At 51.9% G+C, this 22,920-nt stretch carries 25 protein-coding genes and 1 tRNA gene; 15 read left to right on the forward strand and 11 right to left on the reverse strand.

Annotated elements, in window-relative coordinates; all coding sequences use genetic code 11:
- Positions 1–25: 25 nt before the first annotated feature.
- Together murJ and BLP45_RS11855 are read left to right on the forward strand one after the other, a co-directional pair.
- A complete protein-coding gene (gene murJ / locus BLP45_RS11850; RefSeq protein WP_090372695.1) occupies positions 26–1,564 on the forward strand; it encodes a murein biosynthesis integral membrane protein MurJ in 1,539 nt (512 codons plus the stop codon).
- Positions 1,565–2,004: 440 nt separating this feature from the next.
- Positions 2,005–2,967: an MlaA family lipoprotein gene (locus BLP45_RS11855; RefSeq protein WP_090372739.1), complete on the forward strand. Its 963-nt coding sequence runs from the start codon at positions 2,005–2,007 to the stop codon at positions 2,965–2,967.
- 245 nt (positions 2,968–3,212) lie between these two features.
- Here the strand turns inward: BLP45_RS11855 and htpX are convergent, their stop codons facing one another.
- The 5 genes from htpX to xseA all read right to left on the reverse strand — a co-directional run bounded on the left by htpX (position 3,213) and on the right by xseA (position 8,503).
- Positions 3,213–4,094 (reverse strand): protease HtpX, encoded by an 882-nt coding sequence (gene htpX / locus BLP45_RS11860; protein WP_090372696.1) that lies wholly within the window; start codon positions 4,092–4,094, stop codon positions 3,213–3,215.
- A 182-nt stretch (positions 4,095–4,276) separates the two neighbouring features.
- Positions 4,277–4,783 (reverse strand): disulfide bond formation protein B, encoded by a 507-nt coding sequence (locus BLP45_RS11865; protein WP_256327807.1) that lies wholly within the window; start codon positions 4,781–4,783, stop codon positions 4,277–4,279.
- Positions 4,784–5,143: 360 nt separating this feature from the next.
- Positions 5,144–6,325 carry a THUMP domain-containing class I SAM-dependent RNA methyltransferase gene (locus tag BLP45_RS11870; RefSeq protein ID WP_090372697.1) on the reverse strand — a complete coding sequence of 394 codons (1,182 nt, stop codon included), beginning with the start codon at positions 6,323–6,325 and terminating at the stop codon, positions 5,144–5,146.
- A gap of 52 nt (positions 6,326–6,377) precedes the next feature.
- Positions 6,378–6,752, reverse strand: coding sequence for a DUF423 domain-containing protein (locus BLP45_RS11875; protein WP_090372698.1), 375 nt, complete (start codon positions 6,750–6,752; stop codon positions 6,378–6,380).
- Positions 6,753–7,159: 407 nt separating this feature from the next.
- Positions 7,160–8,503 carry an exodeoxyribonuclease VII large subunit gene (gene xseA / locus BLP45_RS11880; RefSeq protein WP_256327808.1) on the reverse strand — a complete coding sequence of 448 codons (1,344 nt, stop codon included), beginning with the start codon at positions 8,501–8,503 and terminating at the stop codon, positions 7,160–7,162.
- A 318-nt stretch (positions 8,504–8,821) separates the two neighbouring features.
- Here xseA and BLP45_RS11885 point away from each other — a divergent pair, with 318 nt between their 5' ends.
- The 3 genes from BLP45_RS11885 (at position 8,822) to BLP45_RS11895 (ending at position 10,334) form a co-directional block, all read left to right on the forward strand.
- Complete coding sequence (locus BLP45_RS11885; RefSeq protein ID WP_090372699.1) at positions 8,822–9,436, forward strand: MotA/TolQ/ExbB proton channel family protein; 615 nt, start codon at positions 8,822–8,824, stop codon at positions 9,434–9,436.
- A gap of 163 nt (positions 9,437–9,599) precedes the next feature.
- The gene (locus BLP45_RS11890; protein WP_090372700.1) at positions 9,600–10,016 is read left to right on the forward strand and encodes an ExbD/TolR family protein; all 417 of its coding nucleotides are present in this window, start codon (positions 9,600–9,602) and stop codon (positions 10,014–10,016) included.
- A gap of 138 nt (positions 10,017–10,154) precedes the next feature.
- The gene (locus BLP45_RS11895; RefSeq protein ID WP_090372701.1) at positions 10,155–10,334 is read left to right on the forward strand and encodes a Trm112 family protein; all 180 of its coding nucleotides are present in this window, start codon (positions 10,155–10,157) and stop codon (positions 10,332–10,334) included.
- A gap of 156 nt (positions 10,335–10,490) precedes the next feature.
- On the opposite strand, the gene BLP45_RS11900 is transcribed toward BLP45_RS11895, so the two are convergent.
- Positions 10,491–10,718 carry a sulfurtransferase TusA family protein gene (locus tag BLP45_RS11900; protein WP_090372702.1) on the reverse strand — a complete coding sequence of 76 codons (228 nt, stop codon included), beginning with the start codon at positions 10,716–10,718 and terminating at the stop codon, positions 10,491–10,493.
- Between the two features lie 256 nt (positions 10,719–10,974).
- Here BLP45_RS11900 and argJ point away from each other — a divergent pair, with 256 nt between their 5' ends.
- Positions 10,975–12,207, forward strand: coding sequence for a bifunctional glutamate N-acetyltransferase/amino-acid acetyltransferase ArgJ (argJ, locus tag BLP45_RS11905; protein WP_090372703.1), 1,233 nt, complete (start codon positions 10,975–10,977; stop codon positions 12,205–12,207).
- A 152-nt stretch (positions 12,208–12,359) separates the two neighbouring features.
- On the opposite strand, the gene BLP45_RS11910 is transcribed toward argJ, so the two are convergent.
- Positions 12,360–12,893, reverse strand: a complete 534-nt coding sequence (locus BLP45_RS11910) for a hypothetical protein (protein ID WP_256327810.1) — start codon at positions 12,891–12,893, stop codon at positions 12,360–12,362.
- Between the two features lie 350 nt (positions 12,894–13,243).
- On the opposite strand from BLP45_RS11910, the gene BLP45_RS11915 reads away from it, so the two are divergent.
- Together BLP45_RS11915 and BLP45_RS11920 are read left to right on the forward strand one after the other, a co-directional pair.
- Positions 13,244–14,122: an ATP-binding protein gene (locus tag BLP45_RS11915; protein WP_090372704.1), complete on the forward strand. Its 879-nt coding sequence runs from the start codon at positions 13,244–13,246 to the stop codon at positions 14,120–14,122.
- 15 nt (positions 14,123–14,137) lie between these two features.
- On the forward strand, positions 14,138–15,094 hold the full coding sequence (locus BLP45_RS11920; RefSeq protein ID WP_090372705.1) for a Nudix family hydrolase: 957 nt from the start codon (positions 14,138–14,140) through the stop codon (positions 15,092–15,094).
- A 76-nt stretch (positions 15,095–15,170) separates the two neighbouring features.
- Here BLP45_RS11920 and yacG read toward each other — a convergent pair whose 3' ends face one another.
- Entirely contained in the window at positions 15,171–15,368 is a 198-nt protein-coding gene (gene yacG / locus BLP45_RS11925; RefSeq protein ID WP_090372706.1) for a DNA gyrase inhibitor YacG, read from the reverse strand.
- Positions 15,369–15,739: 371 nt separating this feature from the next.
- Here yacG and petA point away from each other — a divergent pair, with 371 nt between their 5' ends.
- The 6 genes from petA (at position 15,740) to BLP45_RS11955 (ending at position 19,786) form a co-directional block, all read left to right on the forward strand.
- Positions 15,740–16,336, forward strand: a complete 597-nt coding sequence (gene petA / locus BLP45_RS11930; RefSeq protein ID WP_176754740.1) for a ubiquinol-cytochrome c reductase iron-sulfur subunit — start codon at positions 15,740–15,742, stop codon at positions 16,334–16,336.
- Positions 16,337–17,584 carry a cytochrome b gene (locus BLP45_RS11935; RefSeq protein ID WP_090372708.1) on the forward strand — a complete coding sequence of 416 codons (1,248 nt, stop codon included), beginning with the start codon at positions 16,337–16,339 and terminating at the stop codon, positions 17,582–17,584.
- Positions 17,581–18,318: a cytochrome c1 gene (locus BLP45_RS11940; RefSeq protein ID WP_090372709.1), complete on the forward strand. Its 738-nt coding sequence runs from the start codon at positions 17,581–17,583 to the stop codon at positions 18,316–18,318. Before BLP45_RS11935 ends, BLP45_RS11940 begins: the two co-directional genes overlap by 4 nt.
- A gap of 293 nt (positions 18,319–18,611) precedes the next feature.
- Complete coding sequence (locus tag BLP45_RS11945; protein WP_090372710.1) at positions 18,612–19,211, forward strand: glutathione S-transferase N-terminal domain-containing protein; 600 nt, start codon at positions 18,612–18,614, stop codon at positions 19,209–19,211.
- Positions 19,208–19,636 (forward strand): ClpXP protease specificity-enhancing factor, encoded by a 429-nt coding sequence (locus tag BLP45_RS11950; protein ID WP_090372711.1) that lies wholly within the window; start codon positions 19,208–19,210, stop codon positions 19,634–19,636. The genes BLP45_RS11945 and BLP45_RS11950 overlap by 4 nt, the downstream gene beginning before the upstream one ends.
- 74 nt (positions 19,637–19,710) lie before the next feature.
- Positions 19,711–19,786: transfer RNA gene (locus BLP45_RS11955), tRNA-Thr, on the forward strand.
- Between the two features lie 365 nt (positions 19,787–20,151).
- Here BLP45_RS11955 and BLP45_RS11960 read toward each other — a convergent pair.
- Together BLP45_RS11960 and BLP45_RS14995 are read right to left on the reverse strand one after the other, a co-directional pair.
- Positions 20,152–20,448 (reverse strand): transposase, encoded by a 297-nt coding sequence (locus BLP45_RS11960; protein ID WP_090372712.1) that lies wholly within the window; start codon positions 20,446–20,448, stop codon positions 20,152–20,154.
- Entirely contained in the window at positions 20,449–20,577 is a 129-nt protein-coding gene (locus BLP45_RS14995) for a hypothetical protein (RefSeq protein WP_256327811.1), read from the reverse strand. It abuts the gene before it with no gap.
- 171 nt (positions 20,578–20,748) lie between these two features.
- Here BLP45_RS14995 and BLP45_RS11965 point away from each other — a divergent pair, with 171 nt between their 5' ends.
- Complete coding sequence (locus BLP45_RS11965; RefSeq protein ID WP_090372713.1) at positions 20,749–21,903, forward strand: HAF repeat-containing PEP-CTERM protein; 1,155 nt, start codon at positions 20,749–20,751, stop codon at positions 21,901–21,903.
- A 346-nt stretch (positions 21,904–22,249) separates the two neighbouring features.
- On the opposite strand, the gene BLP45_RS11970 is transcribed toward BLP45_RS11965, so the two are convergent.
- Entirely contained in the window at positions 22,250–22,531 is a 282-nt protein-coding gene (locus tag BLP45_RS11970; protein ID WP_090372714.1) for a hypothetical protein, read from the reverse strand.
- Positions 22,532–22,920 lie beyond the last annotated feature (389 nt).

Raw genomic sequence — 22,920 nt, forward strand, 5'->3', positions numbered from 1 at the left:
GATATTCAGGTTAAGATACTCGTCCATGAATCTCCTCAAAGCCCTCGCCACCATCAGCGGGATGACCCTGATATCCCGCATACTGGGATTCATACGCGACGTGCTGATGGCCCGTATTTTTGGCGCCGGCATTGAAACCGATGCATTCTTCGTAGCCTTTCGCATTCCCAATCTCCTGCGCCGTCTATTTGCCGAGGGCGCATTTTCACAGGCATTTGTGCCAATACTCGCGGAATATAAAAACCGCCGCTCATCCGAGGAAACACGTGAACTGATCAATCATGTCGCAACGCTGCTGTCGATTGCACTGTTCGTGGTTACGCTGATAGGGGTAATCGCGGCGCCCGTGGTAATTTACGTAAGCGCGCCGGGGTTTGCCGCCAGCTCGGAGAAATTCCAGCTGACGGTTGAATTGCTGCGAATTACGTTTCCTTACATCCTATTTATCTCATTGGTCTCCCTGGCGGGAGCCATACTGAATACCCACGGTAAATTTTCCGTGCCGGCGTTAACGCCGGCGCTGTTGAACCTGTCGTTCATCGGTTGCGCCTTGTGGCTCGCGCCACTCATGAACCCGCCGGTGCTCGCGCTCGCCTGGGCAGTATTCATTGGCGGCGTATTGCAGCTCGCCTTCCAGGCGCCGTTTTTGATGCGCATCAAATTGATGCCGCGTTTACGGCTGAAATCGCCGGATAAGGGCGCATGGCGCGTGCTTAAGCAAATGGGACCTGCAGTCTTTGGCGTCTCTATCGGCCAGATAAGCTTGCTCATCAATACGATATTTGCCTCATTCCTCATTACAGGCAGCGTATCGTGGCTTTACTACGCGGATCGACTGATGGAATTCCCCGCTGGTCTGTTAGGCGTGGCATTGGGAACGATATTGCTGCCGTCCTTGTCGCGCCATTATGCCGACAACAGCACCGAAGAATATTCCCGCCTGCTGGATTGGGGCTTGCGCCTGACTGTGCTGCTAACGTTGCCCGCTGCGCTGGCGCTGGCACTGCTTGCCACCCCGCTTATCGCCACACTGTTTTATCACGGCGAATTTTCGGCTAACGATGTGTGGATGACCCGTAACGCGTTAGTGGCCTACAGTGTGGGGCTGTTTGGTCTGATTCTGGTAAAAGTACTAGCTCCCGGGTTCTATGCGCGTCAGAATATCAGGACACCCGTTAAAATCGCTGTCATCACCCTTGTCGCCACCCAACTGATGAATCTCGCCTTCATCATCCCGCTGCGCCACGCCGGGTTGGCACTGGCTATTGGTCTAGGCGCATGCCTCAATGCCGGATTGCTCTACTACAAACTGCGCAGCCATCAAATCTACCAGCCTCAGCCGGGTTGGGCGGTTTTTATGGTCAAGATATTGGTGGCGCTAATTACAATGGGCAGCATGCTATGGTTTGCCTCGGGCAGCGATACATCGTGGCTGGCGGGCTCCAGTTTCGAGCGCGCGACACGGCTGACATGGGTGGTTGCAATCGGCGCAACAAGCTACTTTACGATGCTATGGCTGCTCGGTTTCCGTCTCAGGAATTTCGCCAGGAGGGGCGCGCCATGAATCCAAATCAGCGGCTGAAAAAACCGGAGATCACCCCTCACCGCACTACTGCTGATGCCATCACCGGGCGTCATCTTCCCCTCTGCAGCACTCCACTGATTCGCGAGCTCTTTGTCTTTGTATTACTTTGTCCTCACTCTTATGGTGCGTTCGCTACAGGACGGATTTAGCTGATGCCTTTATCGAACAGATTCGGAATTGGAGATGATGTCCTTCTAAATCTGAGATAACGTCCTTCTAAAGAAATAATAACGGGCAAAAGCAAGCATCAAGCGCCCTTGGCGCGCAAATCAGGAGAAACCCCGCTTCGCGTTAGAAAAAAACTTGCATTTTAAATTTGAATTCGCCATATAATGGCGACGTTTTGCCCTGCCAACAGCCAAAAATTAAATACCTTGAATATGAACCGCTCCCCCCTTATCAAGTTTCCCGTCCTGGCAATGCTACTGTTGGGATTTTTTCTTAACGGTTGTGCCACGACTAATAAGAGCAAGAGCGCTAAAGAGAACCCAGCCACCAACACGAACGCCGCAACTGACCCGAGCACGCCGACGGATCCGGGCACCACAGTTAATACAAGCGCTCCGGTTAATACAAACGGCACGGTTAATACAAGTGCTCCAACCAACGTAACCGCTTCGGCTAATACGGCCGCCCCATCCGGTAGCAGCGATACAATCAATAATCAAAAAGGTCCACAGGAATCATTTAGTGGTCCCGTATTCAAGAATGCCGCTCCGACCGCTTATCCACCCTATAATAAAAAAGACCCGTGGGAGCCGATGAATCGCGCGGTATTCAAGTTTAACGAATCGGTTGACGATTACGTATTCAGGCCGGTGGCCACGGGCTATAAAACAGTGATGCCCGTTCCCATCCAAATGATAATCGGCAACGTTTATTCCAACGTCAATGATATTCCCGTGACACTCAATAATCTGCTGCAATTCAAATTCCACGAAGCACTGCGGAGCAGCATGCGGGTGGTCGTCAACACCTCCTTTGGTCTGGGAGGCATAATCGATCTGGCCAGCGACATTGGCCTGGAAAAGCGCGATGAAGATTTCGGACAAACCTTGGGGTATCACGGTGTCGCGAGCGGACCGTATGTTGTGCTGCCCTTTCTCGGGCCCAGCTCGACTCGCGATGCCGGTGGCCGTGTATTGGACATTGCCGCCGACCCTGTTTTTGTGGGTAGCTTCTTTGTAGCCCCCTTTATAGGCCCCATCGTCGGGGGAACCAGAGCCATCGATACACGCGCCGGATTGCTGAAATCCGAAAAAACGCTGGATGAGGCCGCGCTGGATAAATATGAATTCGTGCGGGATGCATATCTCCAAAGGCGGCGTAGTCTGGTACATGACGGCAACCCGCCCAAGAGCAAGGATGATGACGCCGATTGAGGGACGGCATATTACAAGAAATCGCCGGACTTCTTCTCTTAGATAATCCCGGGAGTGTTCGGTTACTGCCTCCGACTTTCATTCGATAAACATCGCAAATTAACTCACGGGGGAGAAGTATACCCGTGATTGCCCCAGCTCTTCAAAATCCGAATCAAGCTCCTTCCCTCTGAACAATATCCAAAAGAAAGCAGGGGCGGTACTCCGCTCCTGCTAGTCAGGTACCGGGAACGAACTGCAACGCATCAGGGCATTGCACGTAGTGCCGCGATACGCACCTCAAGCGGCGGATGTGACATGAACAAGCCCTTGAGGCTGCCGCCGCCTCCGGAAATCCCGAATGCCTCCATGCGATCCGGCAACTGCGACGGTTGATGCTGTTGTTTCAGGCGTTCCAGCGCGGCGATCATTTTGTTGCGGCCCGCCAACTGAGCTCCGCCCGCATCGGCGCGGAATTCACGCTGGCGGCTGAACCACATGACTATCATGCTGGCAAGTATTCCCAACACCATTTGTGCCACCAGGGTAGTGATCAGAAAAGCCGGGCCATGTTCCCGTTCGGTTTTGAATACAACCCTGTCCACAAAATGTCCGATGACTCTCGACAGAAAAATCACGAACGTGTTGACCACGCCCTGAATCAGTGCAAGAGTCACCATGTCGCCGTTAGCGACGTGACTCATTTCGTGCGCCAGCACCCCTTCGATTTCATCTTTTTGCATGTTACGAAGCAGTCCAGTGCTTACAGCCACCAACGCCTCGTTGCGGTTCATACCAGTGGCGAAGGCATTCACGTCGGGCGCATCGTAAATCGCCACTTCCGGCATGCCAACCCCGACAAGATCGGCCTGGCGGCGGACAGTCTCTACCAGCCAGCGCTCGGTTGGATCGGACGGCTGCTCGATGACCACCGCGCCTGTCATGCGCTTTGCGGTCCACTTGGACATGGCAAGGGAAATCAGCGAACCGCCAAAACCGATCACACCGGCCAGGATAAGCAGTGAATTAAAGTCTATGCCGATACCCTCGGCATCCAGCATCCGATCTACGCCCAGCAGGCGCAGCGTAATGCTCAGCACCAGCAAAATTGCCAGATTTGTGATGATAAAGAGGAAGATTCGTTTCATAGGTGTGTTCCCGTCGCCTCGAAAAAAGTAGATTGTAGATAAGGCCGCAAGTTCAGATTTCAAGAGCGACAGATCGTTTGCCTGCAAAAATAGCGCTGTGTTTTTTCATTCGTGCCCGGAGTACTCAGACGATTTCACCCGGATGGTTTACTTATTTCTAAAAGGGAAGGCAACACACATAGTTACGGGCGTCGTTGGGGCCGATGGCGCTTGGCAAGCAAAGCGTAAACGCCACAACCGGCAAAAACGATAAAAAAAATTGCCGACCAATCGGGAAGAGTGAGTAACGCAAACTTCCAGGTTACATCGGCGCAATCTCCATTTGCTTCAAACATGCTGGGCCACCATCTGGCGAGCGGCAAGGCATTCAAGAACTTCTCTTCCGGACTGATACCGCATTCGAATGCTTCGGGATAGCGCACGAGCCAGGCTTGACGCAACGCAACGGCCGCGCCGAGGAATGCGGAGACGGTTATCAGGCCGCCGTAAATCCGGCGGCCTGATACCCCTGGAGCGTGAAGAAACGCCAATAGCGCAGCAAACCCCGTCAGCCAGTATGCGATACGCTGCACGACACAAAGTGGGCAGGGCAGCAAATTTTTTACCAACTGGAGGTAGAGCGCGTAGCTGACCAGGCTGGCGCAACCTAGAAATATCAACAGAAAAATCGCTCTGATTCCCGGCTTCATCGAGTGATTATCCCAGATAATCCATTAGGACACGAGATGACGGTGAGGCAGGTTGCGAGTCAGTTTTGTCGGTTGGGAGAAAAGTCCATAGCTGGTCTGTGGACGTGGGCAAGCGGCGAAAATGGCCGCAAACAGACCGCCAATGATATGCTTCGCAATTGGTTGGATTAATAAAAGCAATGGATTTTTGTGTCAGGCTAGGCGCAAACCACAGCGATAGCCGAACCTATCGCGAGGATTTGCAACGACGCATGACGCGAAAAGCCGCGCTTTTAGGTTCAATCAATTGCGAAGCACACCACTAGCACCCGGGTAGGCTCGCAGAGCCGCCTGATGGATTATCTGGGATTTAAATGGCTATCAGGATTTGGTCGGCTGAGGAACGTTGCCTTGCCTCACCCTCCTCATCCCGCCCGCCACCATTTTGTATTCCAGTAAACGGCATTCCAGCGCACCGTTGAACAAGGGAGTACGACGCGATGCATTTAAACGTATCAACTTTGGCAGAAGCGGATCAGCCGTAAAAATGTAAGCTTCCCAGCCACTGAATCTTTTCTTCAGAACGTCCCCCAATTTGGGATAGAACTCCGTAAGCGCTTGCTGCTCACCTATACGTACCCCGTAGGGAGGATTGGTGACAAGGAAGCCGAAGGGAGCAGGGGCGGAAATTTCCAGTACATTCGCCTGCTTCAGTGTGAGGATTTCAGAAAATCCAGCGGCAGATAAATTTGCACGTGCGGCGGCCAAAACATCCCCGTACAGATCGCTCCCGAATATAGGTTGCGGCGTTTTTGGTTTTTGCCGCGCTATCGCAGTTTTCCGCAGCTGATCCCATAACGCTTTATCAAATTTCGTCAGTTTCTCAAAGGCGAAACCGCGCTCCAATCCGGGTGCGATATTTAACGAGATTTGCGCCGCTTCAAGCAGGAATGTGCCACTGCCGCACATGGGGTCAAGTAGCGGAATACCCGGTTGCCAGCCGGTCAAGCGTAAAATTCCGGCTGCCAGGTTTTCCCGTATTGGAGCTTCTCCAGCCCTTTCTCTTAAACCGCGTTTGAACAACGCCTCACCAGAGGTGTCCAGATACAAGGAAAATTTCCAGGCGTCGAGAAAACCGTGGATGCGGATATCCGGCCGCGCCGTATCCACACTCGGGCGGCGGGCGGTAATCTCGCGGAATTTGTCGCAGACCGCATCCTTGATTTTGAGTGTGACAAAATCGAGACTGCGTAGTGGACACTTGATAGCGGCCACGTTAACTCGAATCGTGAGGGCCGGGGTAAACCACTCGTTCCATGGCAACGCGCGAGCGATATTATATACATCGGCCTCACTTGCGTAGGGCTGGGTTGCAACCTGCCAAAGAATGCGACTGGCAATACGGCTTTCCAGATTAGCTCGATAGCAAACGCGCCAATCGCCCTGAAATTGCACTCCGCCATCGCGCCCCTGCACGGAGGACGCGCCGAGTTGCTCCAGTTCAGCAGCCAATATAGGCTCCAGTCCACGCGGGCAAGGAGCAAAAAAACAATGACGCGTCACCGATGCAATGAAACGGAGGCTACAACAATGGTCATGGCGATACTGTGCCGGCTTACTTTACGGACCATGCCGCATAGGCAAGTATCGCCCATGCGGTCAGAAATGCAACGCCTCCGAGGGGCGTAATCGCACCAAGCCCACGTATTCCCGTCAGGCTCAGCGCGTACAGGCTAACGGAAAACAGGATAATTCCTGCGAGCATCAACCAGCCCGACACCGCCACCAATCTCGACTTAGGGAAGTACAGCAACACCAGGCCGACAGCGACGAGACCCAGCGCGTGATAGAAATGATATTGCACGCCGGTCTGGTATACGGCAAGCATATCGGTAGTAAGCCTTTGCTTCAGGCCATGCGCACCGAAAGCGCCAAGCGCAACGCACAGAAAGGCGTTGACAGCACCGAGCATGAGGAAGGTTCTTGGCATTGAGGATAGTTTTCCTGACGAAGAGGACTAAATAAGACGCGATAGCTTCGGGAACCACGTCGGGTTTACGCCGAAAAATCGCAATGGGTATAGCGCGTTGACATCGGCGTACGCCACCATCCCAAGTCTGCATCACCCCCACCCAAATGTCCACAATGATTGCGAACTTTTTACAGCCGCGCCGATACAACGCTATTTGTCCAGCAAGAAAACTGTGAACTTCGCCATTCCGGCTTGACCCGGAATCCAGTCAAAACCGCTAGCTGCGTAGCTGCTCGGATACGGCGAGATATCGGTTTCAGAAAACATCAGATTTGTACCGTTGCCAGTCCGATCAATGGCGAGGAGGCATCGTTACGCATATCAACGACGAGCGTCTGGTAGCGACGATAGGATAGGCATTTTAACTATCCTCCCTTCTCGGTGACGCTCGCCCTGCTCCATCCGTTGGCAAATGTCACGCGAATCGTATCGCCAATGCCAATCTGATCGCTATTCCTCAGTATGGCGCCATCAGCGGTATGGGCGATACTGTAGCCGCGCTCCAATACTGCCGCGGGGTTAAGATGGACAAGATTTGCTTGCTGGCGCTGCAAGCCTGTTACAAGCGTCTGAATGGAGCCGGCAAAGGCGCGGCGCAGGCGCAAATCCAGCTCATGCTGGCGTTCGATCAACCGGGAAATATCGGGACTGGCAACCGTTACGCGCTGCTTCAGTTCGCGCAAACGCCAATACCTGCTTTCGGAATTCCGCTGCCAGGAACCAGCCAGCCGTTCGCGTAAACGCTGAAGGTGTGCTAGCTGTTCATCAATCCGTGCGTGAGGATGTATCAAACGACATGCAAGCATATCGGTATTTTGCATGCGGGTTTCATTACTTTGCCGCATGGCGCGCTGGATGCGGCCGTGCAGAGCTTTCGCGCGATGCAATAATTCTTCGCTATCCGGACAGACGAATTGGGATGCGCCGGTTGGCGTGGGCGCGCGAATATCAGCGACAAAATCAGCGATGGTGAAATCGGTTTCATGACCTATGCCACTGATTAGAGGAATAGAGCAGGCGGCAATCGCCCGCGCCACAACCTCTTCGTTAAATGCCCACAGATCCTCGATACTGCCACCGCCGCGACACAGAATCAGCACATCGCACTCGGCGCGGCTTACAGCCTTTTGAATGGCAGCCGCTATTTTTACTGCTGCACCGGTACCTTGAACCGCTGTAGGATAAATGACCACCGGCAGAGAAGGCATGCGCCGCTGCAATGTGGACAGGACGTCATGCAATGCGGCCGCGGCCGGGGAAGTGATAATACCGATCTGTTTTGGAAACGACGGCAACGGCTTTTTGCGGTCAGTATCAAACAGTCCTTCCTTCCCCAGTCTGGCCCTGAGTTGCTCGAAAGCCTCGAACAATGTGCCCAGTCCGACCCGGCGAATAGTCTCAACGCTCAGTTGAAAGTCTCCACGGGTTTGGTACAACGTTACCAGCGCGCGAACCTCCACCTGCATACCATCCCTGGGCTGCCAATCCAGATATTGGTTCTTATCCCGGAACATGACGCAGCGAACCTGAGCGTTTGCGTCTTTGAGAGAAAAATACCAGTGGCCTGACCCGTAGCACTTGATGTTTGAAATTTCCCCGCTCACCCATAACAGTGGGAAGGCCTGCTCCAGCAAGTCTTTGGCGCTACGGTTTAATTCGCTCACGCTCAAGACCGCGCGAACGATTTCCATTTCCATGAGAAAATTCATCTTGACATTCTACAGTAATCCACACTTGTCACAAAAATCGCATAATCGAATCCCGCAAACCCGCATGTATCCTAGATATGCACATAACCTGCTGTTTTTAAGCGGATCTTTTGAAAGTGCAAAAATTAGTCTAATCAGAAAATACTGTTATGGGAGGACGACTTAATGCCTCTATCTGCAAACTGCCCACAAACTTATCCACAGCAACTGTGGACAAGAAAATACTTCCCTTATAACGCCTTATCCTTGCTGAAAATATGTGGGCAAGATACATTACGGCTCTAGTCCGTATCAAAAAATTACTAGGGAGAACGTAATGTGTTCGCTTTGATTCAGGCTGCCGGCTGGCCCATCTGGCCGATTATTTTAGCCTCCATCGTCGCCGCAGGCATTATTGGGGAGCGTATGTGGGCGCTGCGCCTGAGTATGGTAGCACCGAGAGATCTTCTGCCTAAAGTGGTGCAGGAGTACCGGGAAAACGGCGTTAGCGAAGATATGCTTGCACAGCTTCAGAAAAATTCTCCCTTGGGCCAAATTTTCGCAGCTGGCTTGAGAAATGACAAGAGCACGCGGGAAGTCATGAAAGAATCCATTGAAGAAGCGGGCCGTGCTGTCGCGCATAACCTTGAACATTATCTCACCACTTTGGGAACCATTGCTTCCTTGAGTCCGCTCATGGGACTGTTCGGAACCCTCGTCGGCATGATCGAAATTTTCGGCGCAGGCTCTCCTTCCACAGGGGCCGGCAATCCGGCACAACTCGCCCACGGTATTTCCGTGGCGCTCTATAATGCCGCGTTCGGCATTCTGGTCGCCATTCCAAGCATGATTTTTTATCGTCATTTCCGCGCCAAGGTGGACGCCCTGGTGGTGGAAATGGAATTGCAAGCGCTGAGGCTGGTGGAAATCATTCATGGCGAGCGGCGGGACTGACTTATAGATGAACCTGATTCGGTGTTGACCACTCATTTTTAATTTGCCCCATGATTGATGATAGTTTTTCACGCTCACCTTTTACTGGGCTCGCTCCAGATGGCGGATATCAGTAAATTCTTCACATCCCCTGCGCATTTCTTACCAAACAGCAAATTACTCCATGAATTTTCAGCGAGGCAGACAAAAGGAAGAGCCGGAAATTAATCTCGTGCCAATGATCGACGTATTGCTCGTCATCCTTATTTTCCTGATGATTACCACGACTTACTCGCGATTCTCCGAACTTGAAATCAGTTTGCCCCAAGCGGCGTCCGACAAGCCCGCTGACCGGCCTAATGTCATAGATGTTTCGGTAAGCGCCGTCGGGAGCTATACGGTAAATCGGACTTCCATCAACTCCTCCAGCGCTGAAGGACTTAGCAATGAATTACGCGCCGCAGCGGGGGACCGGCCTGATCCGGTAATCGTCATCAATGCGGATGCGGCGGCTACGCATCAGTCCGTTATCACGATTATGGAAGCCGCGCGTATGGCGGGATACAATCACATTACTTTCATGGCCAAGAATCCGGAATAAGCACGCCTCTGGCGGGGTAGCACGTCGGCTGGGCGGAGGAATACGGTAAAATGGAGTTGCTGATAAAGTATGGCCAATGTGTGCAAAATTTGATCTCCAACGAGTTGAAGCGACTATTAAATTTGAGGTAACAAATCCATGGACGCAAAACTGCTCGATATTCTGGTATGCCCGCTGTGCAAGGGGCCGCTGCTTTACAGAAAATCTGAAAATGAACTGATTTGCAAGGGAGATCGCTTGGTTTTCCCTATCAGGGACGGGATTCCGGTAATGCTGGAAGACGAGGCACGAAGGCTTTCCCCCGAAGAAGAAGTTTAATTAAGGAAGGTGCGTAGCCAGGGAATGTAAAAAACGGATATCTTGCGATGTTCTGCCAACAACGGGTATTGAATACCGGACCGGATACCGCACCCGCTTCGGGCCTTTGGAAATCATGCGGTCTTCAGTCATGTCCGCCACACATGGCCCGATCACTTATTTCTTTTTCATGTAAAACATGAACTCCCCAGCTGTTTCTGATGAGGATAGCAATTCGTTACCCGTCTGATCAGCAAAGACCTCGAAATCAATCACTGCCCCGGGGTCTGTGGCGATGATTCTCAATATCTGGCCGGTAGTCATATCTACCAGAGATTTTTTAGTGCGCAGGATAGGTAGCGGACAGTTCAAGCCACGCACATCCAGTTCTTTATCACAGTGCATGCGTATACTCCTTGATCGCGGATTTAACAATTATCATGTCAAATATAGCAAGGTGCTTTTTTGAGGGTTACGCCACACTTTACCTATTCCACATAAACACGGAAATACATAAATATAGAACCGGCATGGGGAGCAAGATTTAAGACCGGTTAGCATGACGTATTCCCTTCGAAACAAAAATAACGACTGAAATCCTTGCGATGATGCCGCTGGGCCGAGAATCAAACCACGCTTTATTCATTACCGTCAAATCACCATGCCCGTCAACTTAACGCCTCCACTACCCGAACAACTGATTACCATACAAGGCGTATCCCTCGGCATCGCAGAAGCCGGAATCAAGAAACCCGGCCGCAAGGATTTGCTCTTAATTGTGCTGGACGAAGGCGCAAAGGTTGCCGCTGTGTTTACGCAAAACGATTTTTGCGCGGCGCCGGTATTAGTCGCTAAAGAACATCTTTCAAATCCGGACTCTCCGATCCGCGCATTAATCATCAATACCGGCAACGCGAATGCTGGCACAGGTGAGGAAGGGATTGCGCGCACCCGCGCTACCTGTATCGAGCTGGCCCAACTGCTCGGTTGTAGCAGCAGCCAGGTATTGCCGTTTTCTACCGGTGTGATTATGGAGCTGCTGCCACTGGAAAAAATTGTCGCAGCCTTGCCCCTAGCGGTAGCCGACCTACAGCCTGACAACTGGTTTGCTGCCTCTCAGGCAATCATGACGACGGATATTGTACCGAAGGCCGTATCGAAGCGCATCACACTCGACGGCACAACCGTCACCATTACAGGCATTGCCAAGGGCTCCGGAATGATTCGTCCAGACATGGCGACAATGTTGAGTTACATCGCAACCGATGCGGCTTTGAGCCAGCCGTTACTGGAGGAAATCGTGCGGCACGCGGCGGAAAATTCGTTCAACCGCATCACGGTGGATGGCGATACTTCAACCAACGACGCTTTCATTCTGATTGCCACGGGCCGTGCCGGCAATTCGACTATCATTGATAAAGCAAGTACTGGATTTGTGGCATTGCAAGATTCAATAACGGAGGTTGCGGCGCAGCTTGCGCAAGCGATTGTGCGCGATGGGGAAGGCGCGACCAAATTCATCACCATTCGAATTGAGGGCGGCAAGACATTGGGCGAATGCGCCAAGGTGGGATATGCCATTGCACATTCACCCCTGGTTAAGACCGCTTTTTTCGCATCCGATCCAAATCTGGGGCGGATACTTGCGGCCATTGGTAACGCTGGCCTGGACGAACTTGATGTAAACAGGCTGCAACTCTATCTGGATGACGTGCTGGTTGCGGAAAATGGCGGCAGAGCGCACGCCTACCGCGAACAGGACGGCCAGCGGGTGATGAGGCAATCTGAAATCACTGTACGCGTTGCGCTTAACAGGGGAGAAACGTCCACCACAATATGGACGTGTGATCTGTCATATGATTACGTGAAGATCAATGCGGATTATCGAAGCTGACAATTAACGAATCCATAAATTGGCCAACGAACAGGGCAAACATCAAAAACAAGTAGCGGTTGCATCGTGCACAACTAGCCCCGTCCACTTCGACCAGTGGCCCATTCGAGGCTAGTGCGAGCAGGCTGACACAACCGCCAACGAAAACTCCCTTATTGACCCATCGGCCTCATATGGGGGAAATCACGGTCGACCTCCTCGCCCGCGCCGTATTCACGCTCGCGTTTTACTGTTAATCCTTCCTCATCCCTTAAATTACGGTCATCGGATCCGTAGGAGCTACGTTTCTGGCCATGCCCATAACCGTGCTTCTTTCTCATTTTGTTGGCTTCATCTTTATCGATGTACCCATCTCCGTTGGCGTCCATTTTTTCGAACATGATTTGGCCATGGCGCGCGTGTTCTTCCTTGCTCACTCGACCATCATTGTCGGTGTCAGCCATGGACATTCCACATCGGCCCTCACCGTACTTCTTGTCTTGACCCTTTTCACCATATGCGTCTTTCTTGTCACCATACTTGTCACCGTGGTCGTGGTGCCCGGCCACCATGTAGCCTTTACCCAGAGATTGTGTGGTAAAAGGGCTTTCGTTCGCGGACGCAATCGGTGCGGTGCCTAGCGTAGCGGCGAAGGCAGATCCGATTGCGAGAGAAATCATCGATTTTTTGCTGGGCATATTGTTCATAATATCTTCTCCTTAATGTTTTACTTGGTTTTTGGTAATAAACCTGAGAAAAAGCGCTTGCCGAGTTGTTACGCCGAGGAAAAATAGATACCCTTGCCGGACGCTGACGTAACATACCAAATCATCCCTTTTCGGGCTCAGCAGTTCCGTACGATAGCGCACATAAAGAAGACGCGGTGCAGTTTAATCCGTGATTTCCCTGTAAAGAAGCGAAATGTCAAAGTACACGGATTGAACGATTATGCCGAACAAGATTATGTTGTTAACAATATCACGTAATGCGCGACAGACCGGCAAAATGATGGCCGTCAATCCGTTACACATGTTTTTTAGTAGCCGCTATTGATGCTATGAACGACTGGCCCACACTCTACATTCGCGCCGAGACGTTGCTTTCCCGGCTGGAGGGAATACTGTCCGCCGAACAGCCGACCCCCGACTGGAATGCCGCTGTTGCATTCCGCTGGCGAAAACACGGTCCTGCAGGATCTATACAGCCCATCATCCACCCACATCGGATCACGCTCGATGTATTGCGAGGCATTGAGGACCAAAAAGAGCTCATAGACCGGAATACCCATCAATTCGTGCAGGGTTATCCAGCCAATAATGTACTGCTTACGGGTGCGCGTGGTACGGGCAAGTCATCGCTGGTAAAAGCAATGCTTAACAAGTATGCGGCTTCGGGATTACGTTTAATCGAAGTGGAAAAGCATAATCTCACCGATCTGCACGATATTGTTGAGCAGATCCATCAACGGCCGGAACGCTTCATCCTGTACTGTGATGATTTATCGTTCGAATCCGATGAGCCTGGCTATAAGGCGTTGAAGGTGGTACTGGATGGTTCCATTGCCACGGCCTCCGAGAACGTGCTGGTTTACGCCACTTCCAATCGCCGCCACCTGATGCCTGAGTTTATGCAGGATAACCTGGATACCAGACACGCCGGTGGCGAAATCCATCCGAGTGAGTCGGCGGAAGAAAGAATTTCGTTATCCGAACGTTTCGGTCTATGGCTGTCATTCTACCCCTTCGATCAAGATCAATACCTGGATGTCGTCAGCCAATGGCTCACCTATTTCGGTGTCAAGGAAATAACTCTCCCGGTACGCCAGGCGGCGCTGCAGTGGGCGCTGGGGCGTGGTTTCCGGAGCGGACGCGTCGCGTGGCAGTTTGCGCGTGACTGGGCGGGAAAACAGAAAGCAGACGCCGGCGGAGAGCGGTAAGAAATTCCTTTCGCCATGCTTCCTCCCTCTGATACCGTTGAAGTCGCCGTCGCGGTCATTACCCGGCCTGATGGCGCCTTCCTCCTGGCGCGCCGGCCCGAAGGCAAACCTTATGCCGGGTACTGGGAGTTTCCCGGCGGCAAGGTGAAACCGGGTGAATCGCTGCTGCAAGCGCTCAGGCGCGAGTTGCTGGAAGAACTGGGCGTATCTGTTGAGCATGCCTATCCATGGATCACCCGAACGTTTACCTATCCTCACGCTACCGTACGGCTTTGTTTTTATCGTGTCCTGGAATGGCATGGGGAGCCATACCCTCGTGAAAATCAAGAGTTGTCGTGGCAATTTGCAGACAATGTCGAGGCTCAACCGATGCTGCCGGCAAATGCGCCAGTGCTGCGGGCGGCTGGTCTCTCGCCGGTTTATGCAATCACAAATGCCACGGAATTGGGAACGAAAGCTTCATTAATGCAGATGGAACATGCGTTGCGCAAGGGATTACGGCTGATTCAGGTACGGGAAAAAGATATGGCGAAGACGGCGTTGCATGGCTTTGCAAGTGAAATGGTTACAGTTGCCCACCATTATGGCGCCAAAGTAATGGTAAGCGGGAATGTCGACTTGTCCCGTGAAATCGGAGCGGATGGCGTTCATTTTCCGTCAGCACAGCTGTTCAATCTTGTGAAGCGCCCGGATATCGAATTGTGTGGCGCATCCTGTCACAATGCGGAGGAGCTTTTCCGAGCCGAGCAACTGGGGATGAGTTTTGCTGTTCTTGCGCCGGTGCTGCCGACACTGAGCCACCCTCAATCTTCAACGTTAGGGTGGCGGAAATTTGCCGCGCTCATCCGCAATTGCTCGATCCCGGTCTATGCGCTCGGCGGATTGCACCCCGAAGATCTCATCACGGCCTGGAAACATGGTGGCCATGGCATCGCCATGATGCGAGGTATTGCGCAGGTTGCCGATGCATGAAAACGATCTTGCCAGGATTACCAGGATGACGTTTGGCGATAGCCGGTCTTAATAGCCTTAACGCTGATAACCACCCCTACTTCTCGTCTTGTGACGTTCCATCTTCCTGGCTTTCCGGATCGTTTTTCGTATCCGGGATACGGTAAGATTCTGTCGCCCACTGTCCCAGATCGATCATTTTGCAGCGCTCCGAACAAAATGGGCGCCAAGGATTTGCGGTGTTCCAGACAACGATCTTGCCGCACTGGGGACAATTTACAATAGGCTGTTTCATAGGCTGCAAATCCAAACCCTTGAGGTGCTCCTGCTATTTATGACATGGCGCACAAGTTTCCCAACTGACTTTGTTATCGCTCATGATACACACATGGCCGGTATACCAGCGCGTTGCAAAAAATCCTACAGGCCAGGATAAAAAATTTGCGTGCGATGCCTGTATGAATAAACCAGCCGATCCGGAAAACGGATCGTGTATCATGCGTCGCTGATTCCATAGCTGTACCCAGAGGAAATTCCAGCGCCCAATCAACGTGTTTTGTCATGGATGTTTATTTTCTAATACATATTATGATAAAATGGTTAAGTTTTTGTACAAGTTTTTTACAACTTTCGGTTTGAAAAACGGCACTGCAAAATATGGCATATATGGATAAAAAAAAAGAAATGAATAGCAGGAGGCGGTTTCTTATCACCGCAACTTCCATTGCGGGCGGGATCGCAAGCGCAGCGGTGGCCACTCCCTTTGTACTGAGCATGATGCCCAGCGAGCGAGCCAAAGCCGCAGGAGCCCCGGTAGAGGTTGATATCAGCAAGCTTGAGCCCGGCATGCTGCTACTGGTGGAGTGGCGCGGCAAGGTAGTATGGATATTGGATCGTACTCCCGAGATGCTGGCAAACCTGAAGAAGCTTGAGGAACAACTGGCGGATCCAAAATCGGAGAAAGACCAGCAACCTCAATATGCGCAGAACGAAACACGCTCGATCAAACCGGAAATTCTGGTGGTTGAAGGCGTTTGCACCCATTTGGGATGCTCTCCCGTATATCGAAAAGACATTGCTCCGGCGGATCTCGGTGCTGATTGGCTGGGGGGTTTTTTCTGTCCCTGCCACGGTTCCAAGTTTGACTTGGCGGGTCGCGTCTATAAGCATGTTCCTGCGCCCACCAATCTGGTCGTCCCCCCCCACATGTACTTGAGCGACAACCTCCTCTTGGTCGGGTCTGATAGTAAGGAGTCCGCATAAATGAGCAAGCGACTGGATGCGATGAGCAACTGGATAGACGCGCGTTTTCCCATGACTTCCACCTGGAAGGCGCATCTCACCGAATACTACGCACCAAAAAATTTCAATTTCTGGTACTACTTCGGCTCGCTGGCGATGCTCGTGCTGGTGAATCAGCTCCTCACCGGCATTTTCCTCACCATGAACTACAAGCCGGACGCCAGCCTGGCATTCGCCTCGGTGGAATACATCATGCGGGACGTGGAATTCGGCTGGCTGATCCGCTACATGCACTCCACGGGCGCATCCATGTTCTTTGTGGTGGTTTACCTGCATATGTTCCGGGGGATGATGTATGGTTCCTATCGCAAACCCCGTGAACTTCTGTGGCTGATCGGCATGGGTATCTTTTTCGTCCTGATGATGCTGGCCTTTACAGGCTATATCTTGCCATGGGGACAAATGTCCTATTGGGGCGCGCAGGTGATTGTGAGTATGATCGGCGCAATTCCGGTAATCGGTCAGAGCCTCTCGAACTGGATTCTGGGCGACTTCATGCTGTCGGATGCCGCGCTCAATCGTTTTTTTGCCTATCATGTCGTGACCCTGCCGGTTTTGCTCGTGACGCTGGTGTTCGTTCATATCGTCGCATTGCACGAAGTCGGCTCGAACAATCCGGATGGCATTGAAATCAAGGCAAACAAAGATCCTGTCACGCATATTCCGGTGGATGGCATTCCCTTCCATCCGTATTACACCGTAAAGGATATTTTCGGTGTGGTGGTATTTCTGATCGTGTTCTGCGGCATCATATTTTTCATGCCTGAAATGGGCGGCTACTTCCTCGAGTACAACAATTTCATTCCCGCCAATACACTGCAGACACCCGATCATATCGCGCCGGTGTGGTACTTCACACCCTACTACTCAATGCTGAGGGCAGTCACTGTCAACTTTCTATGGGTAGATGCAAAAATCTGGGGGATCGTGCTGATGGGTGGTTCGGTCGCGATCTTTGCCCTGTTGCCCTGGCTGGACCGTAGCCCCGTAAAATCGATCCGCTATAAAGGTCCGTATTTCAAAATCGCGCTCACACTTTTTGTCATTAGCGTCTTTGTGCTGGGATGGCTCGGCACGAAATCGCCGACACCTCTCTATACGCTGCTGGCACAAATATTCACGGTAATCTACTTCGCCTTTTTCGTTCTTATGCCGTGGTACAGCAAAATAGACAAGACCAAGACCGAGCCGACAAGAGTGAAAGAATGAGAAAAATAACAAGTATTTTATGTATTTTATGCCTGGTTCCACTCGTTGCATTTGCCAGCGGCCCGGAAATGAAGCTGGACAAAGCGCCGATCGATCCCTCCGACAAGATCTCCCTCCAACGCGGCGTGCGGACCTTTGTCAACTATTGCATGACTTGTCACAGCGCCGAATACATGCGATACAACCGGTTGCGGGATATCGGCCTCACTGAGAATCAGATCAGCGAGAATCTTATTTTTACCGGACAGAAAGTTGGCGAGCTCATGACCACCGCCATGAAAAAAAAAGACGCCAAGCAATGGTTCGGCGTCGCCCCGCCTGATCTATCGGTAATCGCTCGTTCTCGTGGTGCGGATTGGCTTTATACATATCTACGCAAGTTTTATCGCGACGAAACGACGGCCACCGGCTGGAACAACCTGCTATTCGATAAAGTTGCCATGCCCCATGTGCTCTACCAATTGCAGGGAGGGCAATCGCTCGTGGTGAAGACGGTTGACGACGGCCACGGAGGCCAACACGAAGTAAAAGAATTGAAGCTGGATACGCCCGGCGCACTTTCGAAAACGGAATACGACTTGTATATTGCTGACCTTGTGAACTTCCTGGTTTATCTCGGTGAACCGGCAGCCACCAAACGGGTGCAGTTGGGAATAATTGTGATGCTTTTCCTGTTCGGCATGCTGGGTTTGACCTACGCGCTGAAACATGAATTCTGGAAGGACATTCATTGAACCTAAATCTGGTAGTTGGACGGGGTGAAGTGTGAGGTTTTTGGGGTGCAGGGCAACGCGTAGCGACGCGGAATGGTCATTCCATTCCAAGGCGTTGCGAACAACGCAGCCATGTGCCGCAAAAACTGTGCAATTCGCCCCGTCGCGGCCTCACCCGGAAGGTGAGCATCAAATAATCCAAGAGATCGTTATAACATTGATCTATTGAATGAGCGGTCAACTACCGGATTGAGGTTGAACATTTCTCATCCATCAAAAGTATCGGGACCAATTATGTCGGGAAGTCACGAATCATGATGACGTTGTACTCAGCCACCACCTGCCCGTTCAGCCATCGCTGCCGTATCGTGCTGTACGAGAAAGGGATGGATTTTCAGATTATTGATGTCGATCTGCACAATAAGCCGGAAGACCTGGCAATCATGACCCCTTATAGCCGGGTGCCGGTCTTGGTAGAGCGCGATCTTATTCTGTATGAATCCAACATCATCAATGAATATATTGATGACCGCTTTCCGCATCCGCAGCTGATGCCCGCGGATCCCGTGATGCGCGCCCGCGCGCGGCTGTTTCTACATCGCTTTGAACAGGAGCTCTTTTGCCATATTGACTCGGTCGAGCACAGTAACCCGAAAATTTCGGAAAAGGCGCGCGCGACGATCCGCGATAATCTAACCGTCATTGCGCCGGTGTTCGTCAAACAGAAATACATGTTGGGGGACGAATTTTCCATGCTGGATGTAGCGATTGCTCCGCTGCTGTGGCGGCTGGAACATTATGGCATTCAACTGCCCAAACAGGCGGCACCCCTATTGAAATTCGCCGAACGCCTGTTCAGCAGGCCAGCATTCATTGATGCGCTTACCGCTTCCGAGAAGGCAATGCGCAAATGAAGGAGCTTTCAACCAAATCCTACTTGATTCGCGCTATTTACGAATGGTGCTCCGATAGCGGCTACACACCTTACCTATCGGTTAAAGTGGACGACCAGACCCGTGTGCCAAATGAATTTGTGAGAGATGGGGAAATCATCCTCAACATCAGCCATGATGCGGCGCATCACCTTACGCTCGGCAATGATCTGATCCAGTTTTCCGCTCGCTTTAATGGCGTCTCGCGTGAGATCTCGATTCCGGTTAACGCGGTTCAGGGAATATTCGCCAAGGAAACTTCCCAAGGCATCCTCTTTCCGCCGGAGGGTGAATCAGACACGGCCCAGGCTGAAGCCGGTAATGAAGGCCGGAACAAACTGCAATCATTGCCAGGAAGCTCGGCATCGCCTACGGATAAAAAGCGCCGCTTTCAGGTCATCAAATAATTTGTCGCCTGATTTTTGTAGTCTCCTTCCGCAAGTTTGCTCCCCCGCCTCCCAATCTCTATAATTACGTACCCGCCGGCATAGCTCAGTTGGTAGAGCAGCTGATTTGTAATCAGAAGGTCCCGAGTTCGACTCTTGGTGTCGGCACCAAAAAATCAAGTAGTTATCTGAAAACTAGATAACGCTGTGCTTGTTCGGGTAACATAGGGGTAACTTTACGCTAGAATTTAGATGGAAATTTGCAGGACGTCCGCCGAACCTTATAGGCTCCAAGTAGGGAGGGCTATTTCGGCAGATTGGGGGTGGCACGGTGGGGGTAGGGTTAGTCTCACTGAGACCCCTTCCCCGTAGTCTGAGGGTCCCTACCCTCTCAGCTTTCCGTAATTTTAAAAAAATTTTTCCATGGCGGTCATCTCCCCTCTACACGAATACCCTTCGCGCTTGCAGTAAACGTCCTTCTAGGCTTAGGCGTCACAACCTGCATGTGACTCGCTACTGCTTCAATCCTGGTGCCATCAATAGCCAGCAGTTCGCCGCCAAACAACTGCTGCCCGCGGCAGAAGCCAATGAATTCCCGGCATACGCCCACAAATGGCCTGGGAGTGATCCCGTCGAAAGTCGGCTATGGTCTTGTAGGTCGGCGAAACACGATTTACCAGCCACATCACTTCGATGTTGCGCCTTGTTTCCCGCTCGATCATGCGGCTCGATCGCACCCGGTTCAGGTAACCGTACACGTACAGCTTCAGCAAATCGCCCGCCGCGTACGGCGGACGTCCAGTGGCTTCAGCAATGACTTTTTTGAATCCCAACTAGCCCAGATCGAGACTATCCACAAAGGCGTCGATCACCCGCACGGGATGATCCTGCGCAATTAATTCATCCAGTGATTCGGGAAACAATGTTGTCTGATGGCGCGAAGGTCTGGATACATGGGTCACGAGACGATATTCCTTTGGCTTATCGATGTCTCGTCAGTGTAATACCACGAGAGTTTTTTCAAAGCCTGATATGCGAAAAGGACTACAGATACGGAATTTGTCCTTGACAGCGCAAATTCCATCACCTAATTTGAACCAATGGATTGGCAAACGCCACTTGCCGGAGGAATCATGATATCCCGTCATTGCTTCAAAACCAAAAGTCTCATCCTGATCGCAGCTCTGATTAGCGGTCTCAACCACATTACTCACGCATCCGCCCAAGAGCATGCCTTCCTTATCGACCTCAACACCAGGATAGCAACAGACCTCGGCACGTTAGGCGGAGATTTTGGACTCACCCGAGCTTATGGCATCAACGATGCCGGGCAGGTGGTGGGATGGTCTTTCACGCCTGAATATCTTCCACGCGGCTTCATCACAGGCCCCAATGGGATGGGTATGAGGGACCTGGGCCATTTAGGCGGCGGTTCTAGCTTCGCCTATAGCGTTAATGATGCCGGACAGGTGGTGGGAGATTCTTTCCTTGCCGCTGCTGACCATGCTTTTATTACCGGCCCCAATGGGATGGGCATGAGGGACCTTGGCACTTTAGGCAGCGGCCGCCTCGGTGATTACAGCTCGGCAGATGACATTAACAATGCCGGACAAGTGGTGGGACAGTCTCTCACTGCGGAAGGGTATCAGCAGGCCTTCATCACTGGCCCTGATGGAATGGGCATGAGGACCTTAGGCACTTTAATTGGTAGTAATAGCTCTAGCTTTGCTAGGGGCATCAACGATGCGGGGCAGGTAACGGGAGAGTCGGGCACGGCTGAAGGCTATTACCAGGCCTTCATCACCGGTCCCAATGGCACGGGCATGAGGGCTCTTGGTACTTTGGGGGGGCCTTACAGCTCCGGTTGGGGCATGAACGATGCCGGGCAGGTAGTGGGAGAGTCCGCTACGGCTGAGGGTGATATCCATGCCTTCATCACCGGCCTTGATGGCATGGAGATGAGAGACCTTGGCACGGTGGTGGGGGGAGATTCTAGTATCGCCTTGAACATCAATGATACAGGGCAGGTGGTGGGGTATTCTTCCATAGTAGGTGAAGGCCCTTTCCGCGCCTTCATTACGGGCCCTGATGGTGAAGGTATGATGGATCTCAATTCACTGGTTGATTTACCCGGAGTGGTTCTAACCGAGGCAACGGACATTAATAATAATGGGCAGGTGGTTGCCATAGGCCTTATACCGGAACCGGAAACCTATGCCCTAATGCTCGCCGGCTTAGGTCTGGTCGGGTTTATGGCAAGACGCAAGAAATCAGAAGATCGAGTTTAGCGTCAATCAAAAGTTTCAAGCGACCTTAGCGCTTCGAGTCATGGCACCCCCTGTTTTCTCACAGCCTGATAAGCAAGAATTGAGCCAATAGAAAACAATCTAAGTTTCAGTAAATTACGTGCAGAACAGTCACGTGTTTTCCTCGGAACGTAAAAGTTTGCGACATAAGGTGTCGAGAATGACGACCTGTGTAGAACTGGGGACAGACCACGGTTTCATTTGTTGTTTGAAGTTCTGGTAACGGCATGTGTCGGCCTGTTGCAAAGTCCCAAACGACACAAACATCCAGCCCTCCAATTCGGAAAGCGGCCACTCAACGTGTTCGACACTAGTGTTACCTATTGTGTTACGGCGTAATGCCATCCAGGCTTAACCGAAGACGGCCTTTGTAGTAGTCTGCAGGCCCGTTTGGTATCGTCGCCACACTCGCCAACGTTGCTTGTTCAACCTCGACAAGAATGCGTTCGAGAACGGTCCGCTGCGTTACCGCGTAACAAATTGCCAGGCGCTCCAACGCCAGCTTGGCGTGCTGATCAATCACGAAATTCACGCGCTCGCTCTTGCCGCCTTTATCTCCCAGATGCCGTACCCGATATGCGGCCTGCCGCTCCGCATTGCTCTTTGCCATACCGTTTCTCCTCATTGTTACGTAGTAACACTAGCATACCAGTTAATGTGTATAGTTACTGTGTAACAGCAAGGAAATGTAAGCTGGTTTTTTTCATTCTCGAATCGCACACATATCTCCATTCAGGAGCGAGGCGACATCAGAGATATGAGATGACGGCTTCCTGGCAGCGTTCTACGCGATACCAAACGAAAGTCCGTGGGAGACGCAAAACGGGTTTTCCCGTAAAATAGCACTAATTAAATCGGTTTTTATTGCCAGACGACCCCGGGACGACTCTCCGAGATTCGTTTTGAATTCGAATTCGATTGATCAATGATAGGACTATGCAATGGATGATTCCTCGCCGCTACCACCCAATGTTATTCGTCTGTTTCGCTCCACTCCTT

The organism is Nitrosospira sp. Nl5 (assembly GCF_900102495.1).
Taxonomy (GTDB): domain Bacteria; phylum Pseudomonadota; class Gammaproteobacteria; order Burkholderiales; family Nitrosomonadaceae; genus Nitrosospira.

Coding starts and splice junctions, on each gene's coding strand:
- BLP45_RS11970 (WP_090372714.1), bottom strand. CDS start 22,531: ATGGCAAAGAGCAATGCGGAGCGGCAGGCCGCATATCGGGTACGGCAT.
- BLP45_RS11895 (WP_090372701.1), top strand. CDS start 10,155: ATGGACGCAAAACTGCTCGATATTCTGGTATGCCCGCTGTGCAAGGGG.
- murJ (WP_090372695.1), top strand. CDS start 26: ATGAATCTCCTCAAAGCCCTCGCCACCATCAGCGGGATGACCCTGATA.
- xseA (WP_256327808.1), bottom strand. CDS start 8,503: ATGAATTTTCTCATGGAAATGGAAATCGTTCGCGCGGTCTTGAGCGTG.
- BLP45_RS11890 (WP_090372700.1), top strand. CDS start 9,600: ATGAATTTTCAGCGAGGCAGACAAAAGGAAGAGCCGGAAATTAATCTC.
- petA (WP_176754740.1), top strand. CDS start 15,740: ATGGATAAAAAAAAAGAAATGAATAGCAGGAGGCGGTTTCTTATCACC.
- BLP45_RS11935 (WP_090372708.1), top strand. CDS start 16,337: ATGAGCAAGCGACTGGATGCGATGAGCAACTGGATAGACGCGCGTTTT.
- htpX (WP_090372696.1), bottom strand. CDS start 4,094: ATGAAACGAATCTTCCTCTTTATCATCACAAATCTGGCAATTTTGCTG.
- BLP45_RS11920 (WP_090372705.1), top strand. CDS start 14,138: ATGCTTCCTCCCTCTGATACCGTTGAAGTCGCCGTCGCGGTCATTACC.
- BLP45_RS11855 (WP_090372739.1), top strand. CDS start 2,005: ATGCTACTGTTGGGATTTTTTCTTAACGGTTGTGCCACGACTAATAAG.
- BLP45_RS11865 (WP_256327807.1), bottom strand. CDS start 4,783: ATGAAGCCGGGAATCAGAGCGATTTTTCTGTTGATATTTCTAGGTTGC.
- yacG (WP_090372706.1), bottom strand. CDS start 15,368: ATGAAACAGCCTATTGTAAATTGTCCCCAGTGCGGCAAGATCGTTGTC.
- BLP45_RS11945 (WP_090372710.1), top strand. CDS start 18,612: ATGATGACGTTGTACTCAGCCACCACCTGCCCGTTCAGCCATCGCTGC.
- BLP45_RS11915 (WP_090372704.1), top strand. CDS start 13,244: ATGAACGACTGGCCCACACTCTACATTCGCGCCGAGACGTTGCTTTCC.
- BLP45_RS11940 (WP_090372709.1), top strand. CDS start 17,581: ATGAGAAAAATAACAAGTATTTTATGTATTTTATGCCTGGTTCCACTC.
- BLP45_RS11900 (WP_090372702.1), bottom strand. CDS start 10,718: ATGCACTGTGATAAAGAACTGGATGTGCGTGGCTTGAACTGTCCGCTA.
- argJ (WP_090372703.1), top strand. CDS start 10,975: ATGCCCGTCAACTTAACGCCTCCACTACCCGAACAACTGATTACCATA.
- BLP45_RS11875 (WP_090372698.1), bottom strand. CDS start 6,752: ATGCCAAGAACCTTCCTCATGCTCGGTGCTGTCAACGCCTTTCTGTGC.
- BLP45_RS11950 (WP_090372711.1), top strand. CDS start 19,208: ATGAAGGAGCTTTCAACCAAATCCTACTTGATTCGCGCTATTTACGAA.
- BLP45_RS11965 (WP_090372713.1), top strand. CDS start 20,749: ATGATATCCCGTCATTGCTTCAAAACCAAAAGTCTCATCCTGATCGCA.
- BLP45_RS11910 (WP_256327810.1), bottom strand. CDS start 12,893: ATGAACAATATGCCCAGCAAAAAATCGATGATTTCTCTCGCAATCGGA.